The 13,239-nt window shown below is 56.0% G+C and carries 13 protein-coding genes and 2 pseudogenes; 10 read left to right on the top strand and 5 right to left on the bottom strand.

The annotated features are described in order from the left end of the window. Positions 1–226: 226 nt before the first annotated feature. Positions 227–1,177 carry a GlxA family transcriptional regulator gene (locus tag IF103_RS09120; protein ID WP_104882374.1) on the bottom strand — a complete coding sequence of 317 codons (951 nt, stop codon included), beginning with the start codon at positions 1,175–1,177 and terminating at the stop codon, positions 227–229. Between the two features lie 119 nt (positions 1,178–1,296). Here IF103_RS09120 and IF103_RS09115 point away from each other — a divergent pair, with 119 nt between their 5' ends. The 3 genes and pseudogenes from IF103_RS09115 (at position 1,297) to IF103_RS09105 (ending at position 3,615) form a co-directional block, all read left to right on the top strand. Further along, positions 1,297–1,710 (top strand): MAPEG family protein, encoded by a 414-nt coding sequence (locus tag IF103_RS09115; protein ID WP_046613773.1) that lies wholly within the window; start codon positions 1,297–1,299, stop codon positions 1,708–1,710. Between the two features lie 29 nt (positions 1,711–1,739). Then, on the top strand, positions 1,740–2,429 hold the full coding sequence (locus IF103_RS09110; protein ID WP_104881947.1) for a GNAT family N-acetyltransferase: 690 nt from the start codon (positions 1,740–1,742) through the stop codon (positions 2,427–2,429). Positions 2,430–2,646: 217 nt separating this feature from the next. Continuing rightward, a pseudogene (locus IF103_RS09105) lies at positions 2,647–3,615 on the top strand (LysR family transcriptional regulator). Between the two features lie 19 nt (positions 3,616–3,634). Here the strand turns inward: IF103_RS09105 and IF103_RS09100 are convergent. After that, positions 3,635–4,096: a RidA family protein gene (locus IF103_RS09100; RefSeq protein ID WP_058133611.1), complete on the bottom strand. Its 462-nt coding sequence runs from the start codon at positions 4,094–4,096 to the stop codon at positions 3,635–3,637. A gap of 208 nt (positions 4,097–4,304) precedes the next feature. On the opposite strand from IF103_RS09100, the gene IF103_RS09095 reads away from it, so the two are divergent. The 3 genes and pseudogenes from IF103_RS09095 (at position 4,305) to IF103_RS09085 (ending at position 6,043) form a co-directional block, all read left to right on the top strand. Next, positions 4,305–4,991, top strand: coding sequence for a hydrolase (locus tag IF103_RS09095; protein WP_084296595.1), 687 nt, complete (start codon positions 4,305–4,307; stop codon positions 4,989–4,991). Between the two features lie 167 nt (positions 4,992–5,158). Beyond that, positions 5,159–5,540: pseudogene (locus IF103_RS09090) on the top strand (helix-turn-helix domain-containing protein). A 299-nt stretch (positions 5,541–5,839) separates the two neighbouring features. Continuing rightward, a complete protein-coding gene (locus IF103_RS09085) occupies positions 5,840–6,043 on the top strand; it encodes a hypothetical protein (protein WP_104882600.1) in 204 nt (67 codons plus the stop codon). A gap of 202 nt (positions 6,044–6,245) precedes the next feature. Here IF103_RS09085 and IF103_RS09080 read toward each other — a convergent pair whose 3' ends face one another. Next, a complete protein-coding gene (locus IF103_RS09080) occupies positions 6,246–6,767 on the bottom strand; it encodes a DUF2199 domain-containing protein (RefSeq protein WP_104882599.1) in 522 nt (173 codons plus the stop codon). Between the two features lie 182 nt (positions 6,768–6,949). Continuing rightward, positions 6,950–7,879 (bottom strand): LysR family transcriptional regulator, encoded by a 930-nt coding sequence (locus tag IF103_RS09075; RefSeq protein WP_104882601.1) that lies wholly within the window; start codon positions 7,877–7,879, stop codon positions 6,950–6,952. A gap of 190 nt (positions 7,880–8,069) precedes the next feature. On the opposite strand from IF103_RS09075, the gene IF103_RS09070 reads away from it, so the two are divergent. The 4 genes from IF103_RS09070 (at position 8,070) to IF103_RS09055 (ending at position 11,952) form a co-directional block, all read left to right on the top strand. Then, positions 8,070–9,416, top strand: coding sequence for a dicarboxylate/amino acid:cation symporter (locus IF103_RS09070; RefSeq protein WP_202676037.1), 1,347 nt, complete (start codon positions 8,070–8,072; stop codon positions 9,414–9,416). A 19-nt stretch (positions 9,417–9,435) separates the two neighbouring features. Further along, positions 9,436–10,335 carry a L(+)-tartrate dehydratase subunit alpha gene (ttdA, locus tag IF103_RS09065; protein ID WP_104884014.1) on the top strand — a complete coding sequence of 300 codons (900 nt, stop codon included), beginning with the start codon at positions 9,436–9,438 and terminating at the stop codon, positions 10,333–10,335. Then, complete coding sequence (gene ttdB / locus IF103_RS09060) at positions 10,332–10,940, top strand: L(+)-tartrate dehydratase subunit beta (RefSeq protein ID WP_028945996.1); 609 nt, start codon at positions 10,332–10,334, stop codon at positions 10,938–10,940. Before ttdA ends, ttdB begins: the two co-directional genes overlap by 4 nt. Positions 10,941–11,082: 142 nt before the next feature. Beyond that, positions 11,083–11,952, top strand: coding sequence for an isocitrate lyase/PEP mutase family protein (locus IF103_RS09055; RefSeq protein ID WP_104882603.1), 870 nt, complete (start codon positions 11,083–11,085; stop codon positions 11,950–11,952). Between the two features lie 448 nt (positions 11,953–12,400). On the opposite strand, the gene IF103_RS09050 is transcribed toward IF103_RS09055, so the two are convergent. Then, a complete protein-coding gene (locus IF103_RS09050) occupies positions 12,401–13,168 on the bottom strand; it encodes an IclR family transcriptional regulator (protein WP_023379959.1) in 768 nt (255 codons plus the stop codon). Positions 13,169–13,239: the final 71 nt, after the last annotated feature.

Raw genomic sequence — 13,239 nt, 5'->3', positions numbered from 1 at the left:
CGCTGTAATGGGTCGATAGCGGACAGTCGTGACCGGCTGCCCTCGACCCGTAGCAGCCATTCGCGGAGGAGCTATCAACCAACAGGGGACGATATTGATTGCACACCAGACGCGGCAACCGTCGCCCCCCTTATCTCCACCAAGAGGATTTTTTGAGTGTGCCCGCAGCACCGTATCGACAACGTTCTCAACTGAGCCAAGCGAAGAGGACTCGCTCACTTTGAAGCTACTCCGCGCGAAGCTCGCGCACGCCACGTCCCAGCCTTCTACGCAGCAGATTTCGCAAAGTTGCCGCATCGGAGTAGCCGACAAGTTCGGCGATTACCTCCAGCTCTTGGCCTTCAGCCACGAGCTGCTTAGCCCGCTCCACGCGAAGGTCTTGGAAAAATGCTAGCGGGGATTTTCCCAGTACCGCTTCAGAGCGGCGCTGCAATGTACGTGGATGTATGTGCAGCGCTGCTGCTGCGTGTTGCAATGAAAACCCACTGGCGAGATTTGTACGCGCCCAGCGTTCGAAGCGCTCGATCAGGGGATCGGCGTGGGCCAGGTAATCGGGAATGATGTATTGCGCTTGCGATGAGCGCGAGTCAATCAGCAGGAAGCGCGCCACTTGCGATGCGAGTTCTGGGCTAGCCTGGCGCACCAGCCATAGCGCCAGGTCGAGATGCCCCATGGCAGCCCCTGCGGTAGCTACGCCGGCGGATGCGACCACCATGCGCGTATCATCGAGGTGCACGCTTGGGTAGCGCTGCCGGAACAACGGGGCCAACGACCAGGTTGTCGTCGCAGGTCGTGCGTCCAGTAACCCGGCGTCCGCGAGAATGAAGGTACCCAGGCACGCTGCTGCGATGCCAATGCCTTCTTCATGCCACCGGCACAGTTGAACCTTGGCTTCCATGACGTCGCGGCGACTCAGCGCTTGAATCAACAGTTCCGGTTGCTTGGTGTTCAGTGCTGGAACCACCACCCAGTCCGGGCGACGGGCTGGGGTTTCAACTGTTGCCTTCAGTCCCAGGGCGGTACGTATGCGCCTGCGCACGCCTATGAGCCTGATATCGAAAGGTTGCGCGCCTGGTTTGCCCGCTGCGGCCAGTTCATTAGCGGTGGAAAGCGTATCCATCAGAGCGGCGAGCCCGGTATCGAATACACCGTCGAGGGCAAGAATGTCGATCTTCATGTCGTAAACGATCCTAAAAATGTCATTTAAGAACATAGCCCAACCACCCCGGAGGGGACAGACTTTCTCCATTCCGGCTTCTTCCCGGCCTTGGCCAGGCCACCCCATCGAGCTCCACCATGAAACCAACCGCAGAACTCTTCTTCCTTACGCTAACCGCATTACTTACAGGCTTAATGTGGGCTCCCTACATACTCGCGAGAATTCGCACGCGCGGGTTACTGGTCACCATGGGCAACCCCGTCTTGGGCGTTGCTCCAGAGGCGGAACCGGAGTGGTCGCGGCGTGCTCGCCTAGCTCACGCCAATGCGATCGAGAACCTTGCAGTGTTTGCCCCCCTAGTCCTAGTGGCCGCGCTCTTGGGCATTAGTACCCCAGCGACGGTGTTCGCCACCAAGCTATACATGGCCGCGCGCGTTGCTCACTACCTCGTGTATTCAGCAGGCATCCCGGTGGTTCGTACGTTGGCGTTTTTCGCCGGTGTAGCAGCGATGTTGATATTCGCTTTCACGCTGCTCAGTCACCTGGCTTGATTTCCCATTCTGCTACCGGAAAAGACACCATGAATGCTACTTACAGTGCACTCGACAACCCTGTTTGGAATGCAGTGAGTAAGGTGCAGCGCCAACTCAGCCTGACCAATTCCCTCGCCTGTCGCTATTTGCCCGCAGTCGCGCCTTTCGCGGCCACTTCCACGCTGACTGCTGAAGCGTTCCAGCAGCTTCGCGAGCTCATGGGCCAGGATGATCAAGTTATCGTGCAGTCGCTCACCACTCTGCCCCCCACCGAAGGTTTGAACCTGACCAGGCTGGGTGTTGTCCGGCAGATGATTGCACTGGGAATGCCATCTGGAGTGCAGGAAGACAACCTGCTTAGACTAGGCAAGGGTGACGTAGGTGACATGCTACGCCTTGCTCAGTCGACGCGCCCGGGCCCCTTTGGCAAACGCACACTTGAGATGGGCAACTACCTAGGCATTCGCGACCAAGGCCGCTTAATAGCAATGGCGGGCGAGCGCATGCGCCTGGAAGGATTCGTCGAAATTAGCGCGGTTTGTGTGGAGGGCACCCATCGCGGCCAGGGGTTGGCGGGCCTCCTGATGAACGCACTGCGGAGGAATATTGTATCGAGGGGGGAGATCCCTTTCTTGCATGTCCTCGACGACAACAAATCCGCCCTATCTCTCTACCGCCGCCTGGGGTTTGAAGACCGGGAGGAGTTTCTTCTCTATCGTCTGGACCACTGCGCCTAGGGGAACGCTAGCGAGCATCGGATGCGCAGAGCAGAGCGTCCGCTTCTGGCCGGTAGCTGCCCCCTGTGAGGGGCAGCTATGGGTCGAAGGCGGACGCTCGCGATTGACTGCGTTCAAAATAAGCTGGCATATGTCTCGGATTGAATGAGTGTGACTTACTCCCAGAATGGTGGGCAGACTAATCCCCTTCTCGTATCATTGCTCCTCCTCATCTGGAATGATTTTCGTGAAGCCTTCACCTGGAAGTGTCTCGCCGACCCAATCGAATTCTAATGGACCGAAATGGGATGCCGGAGAAGCTGTAAGCCAGCTTTCCTGGGACGACTTGCGTATCATCAAAACGCTGAGTGACTGTAGCAACCGCGCGGCCACGGCCAAGAAGCTCGGCATCAATGTGTCCACCGTCTCGCGCCGGGTCGCGCAGGTTGAGAAGACGCTTGGGGTCGCGCTGTTCGATCATCGTAAGGCGGGTATCTGCTGACTGCCGAGGGTACCGAACTGCGTGCACTGGCCGAGCGCGTTGAACTGGACATCGTCAGTGTCACCCGCAGGGTTTCCCGCGCCGGCCAAGGCCCGCTGGGGAAACTGCGAATCACCACCAGCGACTCGCTGCTGCTGTACTTTCTAACGCCGATCATCGCGGACTTCAAAGCCCTCAATGAGGGGATCACCGTTGAGGTATTAGTCGGCAACCAGACGTTGAGTTTGGCGAGGGACGAGTCGGACATTGCGATACGTGCGACCAAAAAACCGGCAGATACCCTAGTGGGTCGCAAGCTCGCCAACATCGCCTGGGCGCCGTATCGCAGCGTCAAGCAGGCAGCGATTGCCGACCCCTTCGCTGAGGGGCAGTCGTGGGTATCCTACTCGGGAGGCCTGTGCGGATTGAAGGCAACGAGCTACGTCGAATGTCGGGTGCCCTCTGAGTTCATCTCCTACCGCACCGATTCCGTGGCGGCTGCGAGCGCGGCTATTGCAGCAGGTCTCGGTTTTGGCTTCCTCCCCTGCATGCTGGGCGACATTACCCCAGGATTGGTTCGGGCAGCTTCAGGATGAGCTATGGTTGCTTACCCACCAGGACATCAGGAAATCCTGGCGGGTGAAAGCATTCATGACGTTCTGCGCCGCTGCCGTGGCCGACCTCAAACCGCTGGTCGAAGGTCAGCAGGCCATCCCGGTTTCATAGCGGAAACCGGGAGCACCGTTCATTTGGCGTGGGCGCCGATGACAGCTCGACACACGATCTCAATCAGCTGGGGACGCTGGGCGAGCCGCGATACACCGATGATATTGCTGGCCGCCTGCGGGCGTTCTGTGCCGTAAGCTGCCTTACGCACCTTGCCGACGACCGCAAATGCAGCGTCCATGTCCAGCACATATAGCGTTTCCTCAACGACATCCTGCATCGTGGCGCCATACAGGGCGAGCAACTTGGCAATGTTGTCGTAGGAAACCCGCATCTGTTCGCCCATTGACGAAAAATCGCTCGGACGACCGTCAGCATCTAGTGGCGCCGGCGCTACCAGGTTGCCTTCTTCGTCATGGTTGAACTGCCCCGAGATGAAAATCTCGTTCCCGACTCGCCGCGCCTGCGGATAGCCGTAGCCCTCTTCCCATGGAACGCCCCAGTAGGCGGTGTCGTCGTTGAAAGGTCGTGAAGCGGCCATTGGATTCTCCTTGGCGAAAAATGGATCGACGTGATCCGACTGGCCGAGATCCTAGCACCGGATTGGACGCTACCTGTGGTGCAGTTTTGCTCCCTCAAGAGCGCAACAATGCGCCGCCGTTTCACTGAGTGTTTCGCTATCTTGTGCTGGCACTCGGCGACAACCCGCCGGGGAAACTCTCGCCACCGTTCAACAAAAGGGAAGAACAATGAGCAATCCACACACTGAAGTCCTGACCCCGCTCAACAGCCAACTGATCTTCATCGATCAGCAACCGCAGATGGCTTTTGGCGTACAAAGCATTGACCGGCAGACGTTGAAGAACAACACCGTGGGCCTGGCCAAAGCAGCCAAGATCTTCAATGTCCCCACCATCTTCACCACGGTCGAAACCGAGAGTTTCTCCGGCCATACCTACCCCGAACTGCTCGCGGTATTCCCTGATGCGCCGTTGCTGGAGCGCACCTCCATGAACTCCTGGGACGACCAGAAGGTTCGCGACGCGCTGAAAAAGAACGGTCGGAACAAGATCATTGTTTCGGGCCTGTGGACTGAGGTCTGCAACACCACCTTCGCACTGTCCGCCATGCACGATGCGGGCTACGAGATCTACATGGTTGCCGACGCTTCCGGCGGCACGACCAAGGAAGCACACGACTACGCCATGCAGCGCATGATCCAGGCGGGCGTAGTGCCAGTAACCTGGCAACAGGTGCTGCTGGAGTGGCAGCGCGACTGGAAAAACCGCGACACCTACGATGCGGTCATGGAACTGGTCAAAGAGCATTCGGGTGCCTACGGCATGGGCGTCGACTACGCCTACACCATGGTGCACAAAGCGCCAGAGCGTGTTCAGCACGGTCCTACCTTGGCGCCCGAGGCCGCATCGATCTGAGACCTGATCAGCCCCAAAGTTGATTTTATGCTCAACAAGCGGGGCCGGAACGAACCGATCCGGACGATCAGTCATGACGGAGTGTTTGAAGCTTCAGAAGATGCTTCACCGAATAGTGCCGCCCGGATCAATTCATCTTCAGATTTTTTCAGGACGAATTGATCTCCATGAACAGTGCTAAAGGCATCGTTATAGCCTCCGTCGCGATTAAGTCAAAGGGGGCGGCTTAAACCATGGCAAGTCAAAACGGCCAAGCAGCTGATGTTGGATCATCTGGATATCGGCATTTCGGTCACCGCACTTGCGGAAGCATGCGGACTGTCGCGCAGCTATTTCTCGCGCAGGTTCAAGGAATCCAGACAGGTCTCTCCTCAGCAGTGGTTGCGTGAGCAGCGGCTGAGGAAGAGTAAAGAACTGCTAGAGACATCGACGATGATGCTCGCCGAGATCGCCCTAGAGTGCGGCTTCTACGATCAGCCACATTTCTGCCGAGCGTTTATGAAATCCGAAGGCCTAACGCCTCAGGCATGGCAGCAACAGGTGGCTTAGCCGGAACTGTGTGCCGCTAAATTCGGCGTATACTGCCTTCGTAGATTTCGCTTGCTAGCTCTCCTTTCCGGCATAGATGTGGTACTAAGGTACTACGGTTCTCCAAGACAATTTCCTGAAGGACCGCTATGGGTCGAAAGCAGTCAGTCGTGAGCGACCGCTTCCGACCCACAGCTGCCGGTCAGCACCGGCAGAAATCGGCCAGAAGCTGCCCATCCGCTCTTCGAATGCTACGCTCTGCGGTATCCGAATGACCCTTTACTACTTCTACAACCGTTGCGTGTTTGTTGGAGATCTACATGGAAACCATCGCACGGGCATTGATCCTTGCCTGCAAACATATTGACGACCGGCATAAGGTCGAAAACGATGATGACGTAGCGGTGCTTGAGGCAATTGCTGCTGAACTGAACGACGCATCCAAAGCGGAAATAAATTGCTTGATTGAGACGGCGAAAAAGCTTGAAGTGGAAGCTTGGCCTGAAGAAATGGGAATTATCTAACACTGCGTATTCGATAGGTCATGAACTACAGCTTTTGGACGAAAGCGGTCCATGTCGGAGGTCTGCTTTGGGTCGAAAGCGGTCACCCACGACCGGCTGCATTCGACCCAAAGCAGCCCTTTGGGGTGGGTAGCTCACTACCTTGTTTCCCACGATTTTCGGCCACAGGCGATCCGTGCGAACTTAGTCAACGGCATACCTTTCACGCCGGGTGGAGAAGTGATTCAGCGATTTTCTGGGCCTTCGCCCTGGTGATTCCTTGAACCTGATCGGTCAACAAAGGGTGATCTTCACCTCTTCCCTGCTGCAACTTAAGAGTCGGACGAAGCCCTTCGGGCTGCAAATACACGTTCACCGCAAAGGGACCGCCCGGGGGGTAGCTCGGAATGTCGTTGGCCAACCACCCGAAAAAACCGTCGCCATCTGCCGGATCACTGCGAGTCTCTAAATAACGGCTATAGCTTTTTTCCGAAACCGACACCCAAACACCCCAAATAAAGGGTTCGCTGACACCGTGAATCGGGATTTCCAATACCGAACGGATGAAGAAATCCGTGCGTCCCTCGAGCGTAACTGTGCATAGATCATCATTGATCCAGCCACACGACGCCTTTTGCTCATCCGTCAACCACTGATAATACGCCGGTGCAGCGAAACCAAATGACGGAGACCCTTCATGGACCTCATCACAACACTCGCACCGATAGGCAAAAATCGCCGCCATTGTAGATCCTTAGCATTCCTTGGCCTTTAATGTACGGCAGCCTAACAAACAGAGCGCACTTCGGCTATGGGGCGATAGCTACCGGTCGAGAATGACCGCTATCGACCCTAAGCAGACGTTCGCCAAGGGCGGCTTCTGGCCAGAAGCAGTCGATGCTCTACAACAACAGGTGCGATACAGTATTAACGCGCCCAGGCAGCAAGACTATTTGCCTGCTGATCTGCCTTGCTCTTGAAAAAATCCCTGAGGTGTTCAATGAAGAAGGACACTTTGGCAGATAAATTCAGGCGCTCCAAGTAAACGGCATAGATGTCTGCCGGAGGCGTTTCATAGTCCCCTAGCACCTCCTCAAGCCTTCCGGATCGTAAATGATCAGCTAGGTTCCACTCCGCTCGCATGAGTATCCCATGCCCCTCCAAGGCCCAGTTCAAAGCGACCTCACCGTCATTGGTACTCAAGCCACCATGAACCTTTATGGACTCGATTTGCTTACCTCGACTCAATCGCCAAGTGCCAAATGCCACATCGTTTTGCCGCAACACTATGCAGTTATGCTTCATGAGATCACGTGGAGACTCCGGTCTGCCGAAGGTGTCGAGATAACCCGGTGTGGCACAGAGCCGTCGGCGGTTGGTGGCAATCTTTCGAGCAATCAGTCTGGAGTCCGGTAGCTCACCGAAACGAATGGCTACATCGATCGCGTCATCAGGAAGATGGATAGGACGGTCGCTTAGGTGCAGCTGGACCTCCACCTCAGGGTAACGCTTGGCAAAGGATGAAATTGCCGGCCCTACATGTGTACGCCCAAAGCCAAGAGGCGCATTCACCCGCAGCAAACCCTTCGGTTCGGCGCGGCTGCTTGAGACCTGCCTCTCCATCTCTTCAATCTCCCCAAGGATCCGTTTGGCATTAACCAGATAGGTCTCACCTTCCGCCGTAAGGCTGATGCTGCGTGTCGTCCGATTAAGCAAGCGCACCCCAAGGCGCTTTTCCAATTGCGCAAGACGCTTCGTCACTGCAGGTGGAGTGAGGTTCAGCTCGCGAGCGGTGGCCGCCAGACTGCCGGCCCCGATCAGCTGACTAAAGAAAGCAAGCTCAGACACCGGGTTCACAATTAACTCCAGGTAAACAATGAGTTTAATTTCATTGTATTACACCGTTCTGAAAAAACCATTACTTTAGGCCTGCGTGATTAACCACAAAAAATCTGGGCTATTAGCTGCCAGCCTGTGAGGTTTTCCTCCCGCTACGTAGCCCAGTCGCCACATAAATCCGACTCACAACAATAATTCGGAGACGGCAATGGCCAAGCGATTGGTAGGTAAGTTGTACGTGCAGGTTCTGATTGGGGTCTCGATCGGCATCCTGTTAGGCGTGTTCTGGCCGCAGGTCGGCGTGGACATGAAGCCGCTGGGTGATGCGTTTATCAAGCTGATCAAGATGGTGTTCGCGCCCATCATCTTTGCGACGGTGGTGCTGGGCATCGCCAAAATGGAAAACATGAAAGAGTTGGGTCGGGTCGGTGTGCGCGCCCTGATCTACTTCGAGGTACTGTCAACTTTTGCTCTCGTTCTGGGCCTGATTGTTGTCAATTTGGTGCAACCGGGACAAGGGATGAACGTCGACCCAGCCACCCTAGACACCCAGGCAATTTCCACTTACACCTCAGCCGCAGCCACTGGCACCGGCGGTTTCACCGACTTCCTACTCCATCTGATTCCCGGCAGCGTAGTCGACGCCTTTGCCAAGAATGAGATCCTGCAGATCCTGCTTTTCTCTTCCTTGCTGGGCATTGCCCTGGCAAATCTCGGCGAACGCGGCAAGCCGGTCGTTGACGTGCTGGAAGCCTTCTCCCACGGCATGTTCTACATCGTAGGCTTGGTCATGCGCGTCGCGCCAATGGCAGCCTGTGGCGCAATGGCGTTTACCGTAGGAAAGTACGGCTTGGGCTCAATCGCGTCGCTGGGCAAACTGATGGCGACCATGTACCTGACTTGCTTCCTGTTCGTGGTGATCATCCTCGGCAGCATCGCGCGGATGTCGGGCTTCAGCTTGTGGAAGTTTCTCAAGTACCTGCGCGAAGAACTGTTCACCGTGCTCGGCACCAGCTCATCTGAGTCGGTAGTCCCTCAAATGATGAACAAGCTGGAAAAGGTCGGAGTGTCTAAGCCTGTCGTCGGCCTGGTTATCCCTTCCGGCCTCACCTTCAATCCTGACGGCCAGTGCATCTATTACACCATGGCCGCGATCTTCATCGCCCAAGCCACCAACACTCCATTGTCCCTGATGGATCAACTGATCGTACTTGGCGTGCTGCTGCTCACTTCCAAGGGTTCGGCAGGGGTAACTGGCTCAGGCTTTATCACTCTCGCTGCGACCTTGGCAACCATGGACAACATACCGGTAGCGGGCATGGTGCTGCTGCTCGGCGTCGATCGTTTCATGTCCGAGGCTCGCGCTATCACCAACACCATCGGCAACGCGGTCGGAACGATGGCCATCGCGAAGTGGGTTGGTGCACTTGATAGCGACCGGATGAATCAGGTTCTGGATGGCAAGGCCTGCGCTGAACCAGAGAAAGAAGAGTTACAGGGGACGGCTCCAGTAGCTGCCGTCAGCCCTGAAAAAAAACACCTTGTGATGCACTGAGGAAATAACCGTGGATACCATAGATAAAGAAGCAGCCGTCTCATCGCTGACCGACACTCTGGCCAAGTTCACTGCCTATATTGGCAAACGCCTGCCCAAAGACGTGAAGGAAAAAACGGCCAAGCTGCGTGCAGCAGAAACCAATCCGCTGGCCATTGCCGTGTACGACTCGATGGCCGACAACCAAGAATACGCCGACAAGCTCAACCGCCCCAGTTGCCAAGACACCGGCGTTATCCAGTACTTCATCTCGGCCGGCGCGCGTTTCCCGTTGCTCGGTGAAATGGAAGGCATCCTCGAAAACGCTACCAAGGAAGCCACCATCCACGGGCCCCTGCGCCACAACGCGGTGGAAACCTTCATCGAGAAGAACACGGGCACCAACACCGGCTCGAAGATCCCCTGGCTGGACTGGGAAATCATCCCCGATGCCGACTACGCCATCGTCGACGTGTACATGGCCGGTGGCGGTTGCACGTTGCCGGGTTCGGCCAAGGTACTGATGCCAGGCCAAGGCTATGAAGGGGTGACTGAGTTTGTCTTCGATGTAATCACCTCCCGTGGTGTAAACGCCTGCCCACCTTTGCTTGTAGGCGTGGGTGTCTCCACATCGGTGGAGACCGCAGCACGCCTATCGAAGAAGGCCATCCTCCGCGAAGTCGACTCCAGCCACCCTAACGAAAGCGCGGCAATGATGGAAAAGCTGCTGGAAGAAGGTCTTAACGAAATCGGCATCGGCCCGCAGGGACTGACCGGCAACAGCAGCGTTATGGGCGTGAACATCGAGTCTTCGGCGCGTCACCCCTCGACCATTGGCGTGGCTGTGTCCACCGGTTGCTGGGCACACCGCCGCGGCAAGATCCGCATCAACGCCGACCTGACCTATGACATCCTCTCCCACGAAGGGGTAGTACTGTGAAAAAGATCATCAATACCCCTATCAGCGACGAAGATCTGGCCAACCTCAACGTCGGCGATGTGGTTTACCTCACCGGCCAACTGGTGACCTGCCGTGACGTCGCCCACCGCCGCCTCATCGAGCTGGGCCGCGAGCTGCCTGTTGACCTTCGTGGCGGCGCCATTTTCCACGCTGGCCCAATCGTCAAGAAGAAAGAAGACGGCAGCTTCGAAATGGTGTCCATCGGCCCTACTACCAGCATGCGCATGGAAAAATTCGAGAAGCAGTTCATCGAGCAGACCGGTGTCAAGCTGATCGTAGGCAAGGGCGGTATGGGGCCAGAGACCACCACCGGGTGCCTGGAGAACAAAGCCGTACACGCAGTATTCCCCGGTGGCTGCGCAGTACTGGCCGCCACCCAGGTCGAGGAAATTGAGCGTGCTGAATGGCAGGATTTGGGCATGCCGGAGACCCTGTGGGTCAACCGAGTGCGTGAGTTCGGGCCTCTGATCATCTCCATCGACACCAAGGGCAACAACCTGTTCGAGCAAAACAAGGCACGCTTCAACGAACGCAAAGGTGCGGTCATCGAGAAGATCAATAGCCAAGTTCGTTTCATCAAGTGACGAGCATGGGCAGTTCAGCGAATACGCCTGATCTGCCCGTCTTTCAACCGCTTAACGGCACTGATCGATAACTTCGAACACTCAACATAAATCCTGGCACGCCCTCAATTGACGCCTCATTAGATAATTTTAAGGGATCGCTATGCGAAACCGTTCCCATCATGATTTACGTAATGACTTCCGCAGAGTACTTCAAGGTCAAATATGTATTAGCACAGCTTCAGTGTTTGATCCCTTGTCGGCTCGCATAGCTGCAGACCTTGGTTTTGAAGTGGGGATCTTAGGTGGCTCAGTGGCATCTCTACAGGTATTAGGCGCCCCAGACGTCACTTTAATCACGCTGAGCGAGTTTGCAGAACAGGCTGCACGTATCGGGAGAGTAGCCCGTTTACCGATTATTGCCGATGCTGATCACGGTTATGGTAATGCCCTGAACGTGATGCGCACAGTTGCGGAGCTAGAGCGGTCTGGCGTTGCAGCGCTTACGATCGAAGATACACTCCTGCCTGCGCGCTTCGGGGGACGACCGGTCGAGCTTATAGCTATTGATGAAGCGGTAGGTAAAATACGTGCGGCTAAAGAAGCAAGAGTGGATGCGTCGCTAGCGATAATCGCCCGCACCCATGCAGGTGCCCAGCCTTTATCAGATGTCATTAAACGAACCCGGGCATTTGAAAGCTCCGGTGCCGATGCCATTTGCCTCGTGGGAGTGAAGGACTTTGAAAGTCTCGCAGCTATCGCAGACGGCCTAAGCACTCCGATCATGCTCATAACCTATGGTAACAGCGAGTTGCGAGATGCACCTGGCCTAGCAGACCTTGGCACTCGCATCGTAGTGGACGGACACACAGCCTACTTTGTAGCTGTTCAGGCAACGTTTGAAAGCCTGCGGGCACAGCGTAACCAAAATGATATTGTAAGTAGTTGCGCTGCTACGCTTGTAAAAAAATACTGCTTGCAGGAAGTTTACAGTGATCAAGCCGCAATGCTTATGCAGTTTCCCCGTACATAAGCAAACCAGAAGCCTTTTCTGGATGTCTACGTAGTGTGAGTAGCCTTACTATGGGCCAACCGACAGGGAGGCAAATAGCGAGAAAAAACCTTCATTCAGTAAATCAAGCAAGCTCATACTTCCGTTTGCTGGGCGATGGAAGCTACTGTAGCGTCTGACAAGCCTGCGCTACGGCGTTACCAACCGCCTATTTGATAGCTCGCAACGTTGCAGAAAGTGGTATGCAGACGGTTGCGAATGGCAGCTATGGGTCGAAAGCGGCCTAGGCTCTGTGTGAAAAGTCTTGAGACGAAGGTCAGGCAAGGCGAAAACAGCCGAGGAAGCGGAGTTTACGGGTTGTAAATGAGCATTCCGAGGCTGTTTTCAACGCAGCATCACCGAGTATCAAGGCTTTTCGTACAGAGCCTAGGGTGAACGGCTGCTCTCGACGAGACACCTCAGGGGATGTTCACACCCCAATCACCGCTTCAACTTCTGCCTTGCATTGAAGTAACGCCGCCTTCAGCGCTTCCAGATTGGTGTGGAAGCGCAGTGCCGGGACTGCCAGCGAGATGGCATAGTGCTCCGATAACCCGCTGCGAATTTGCACGCCGATACCGCAAACACCCTGGGCGTGCTCTTCCTGATCGATGGCCCACCCTTGTCGTCTGGCGACACTCACTTCCTCCATCAGCACATTGAGAGAGACGATGGTCGACGCTGTGCGACGTTCAAGGGGTGCCGTCAGCATCTGGGTCAAGAGCGCTTCCGAGAATGCGCTCAGCAGTGCTTTGCCATGCGCGGTGCAATGGATCGGAAATGCTGTTCCCACCGGAGAAACGACGCGCAGTTCCTGATCCGAGGGATATTGATCCACGGAAATGGCATGAAGCCCTTTGTACACGGAGACATCGACAGTCTCACGTGTACGCCGCCCGAGGCTCTCGACATAAGGCCGGGCAATCGCCACCAGATCTGTGTGGGCAGACGCCGCAAGCCGAACAAGTGCAGGCCCCAGACGAATCCCCGAGCTTCCGGTAATCACCATCTGCTGAGCTTCCAGCGCCGTCACGATGCGATGCACTGTCGTGCGCGGCAACCCGGACGCCTTGGCAACCTGGCTCAGGCTCAATCCATCGCGCTGATTTTCCAGCGTTTTCAACACCGCAGCGGCACGCGCGATGACTTGCTTTCCAGCACCCTCTCCCTCAGATGTCACCTCTTCCCCCTTTACCATTCGTCGATCCTCTCGTTGACATCGACAGGATAACCCAACATGCTCTGTTCCGTTATTCGGATATTTGTTCC

The organism is Pseudomonas sp. SK2 (assembly GCF_016772395.1).
Taxonomy (GTDB): Bacteria; Pseudomonadota; Gammaproteobacteria; order Pseudomonadales; family Pseudomonadaceae; genus Aquipseudomonas; species Aquipseudomonas taiwanensis.
The sequence above is the reverse complement of the archived record's forward strand: the minus strand, read 5'-3'. Positions and strand labels throughout refer to the sequence as shown.

Excerpts from the sequence above, each read along its gene's own strand:
- IF103_RS09095 (WP_084296595.1), top strand. The coding sequence starts at position 4,305 with ATGAGCAATCCACACACTGAAGTCCTGACCCCGCTCAACAGCCAACTG.
- IF103_RS09085 (WP_104882600.1), top strand. The coding sequence starts at position 5,840 with ATGGAAACCATCGCACGGGCATTGATCCTTGCCTGCAAACATATTGAC.
- IF103_RS09080 (WP_104882599.1), bottom strand. The coding sequence starts at position 6,767 with ATGGCGGCGATTTTTGCCTATCGGTGCGAGTGTTGTGATGAGGTCCAT.
- IF103_RS09120 (WP_104882374.1), bottom strand. The coding sequence starts at position 1,177 with ATGAAGATCGACATTCTTGCCCTCGACGGTGTATTCGATACCGGGCTC.
- IF103_RS09070 (WP_202676037.1), top strand. The coding sequence starts at position 8,070 with ATGGCCAAGCGATTGGTAGGTAAGTTGTACGTGCAGGTTCTGATTGGG.
- IF103_RS09055 (WP_104882603.1), top strand. The coding sequence starts at position 11,083 with ATGCGAAACCGTTCCCATCATGATTTACGTAATGACTTCCGCAGAGTA.
- IF103_RS09050 (WP_023379959.1), bottom strand. The coding sequence starts at position 13,168 with ATGGTAAAGGGGGAAGAGGTGACATCTGAGGGAGAGGGTGCTGGAAAG.
- IF103_RS09110 (WP_104881947.1), top strand. The coding sequence starts at position 1,740 with ATGAATGCTACTTACAGTGCACTCGACAACCCTGTTTGGAATGCAGTG.
- IF103_RS09115 (WP_046613773.1), top strand. The coding sequence starts at position 1,297 with ATGAAACCAACCGCAGAACTCTTCTTCCTTACGCTAACCGCATTACTT.
- IF103_RS09100 (WP_058133611.1), bottom strand. The coding sequence starts at position 4,096 with ATGGCCGCTTCACGACCTTTCAACGACGACACCGCCTACTGGGGCGTT.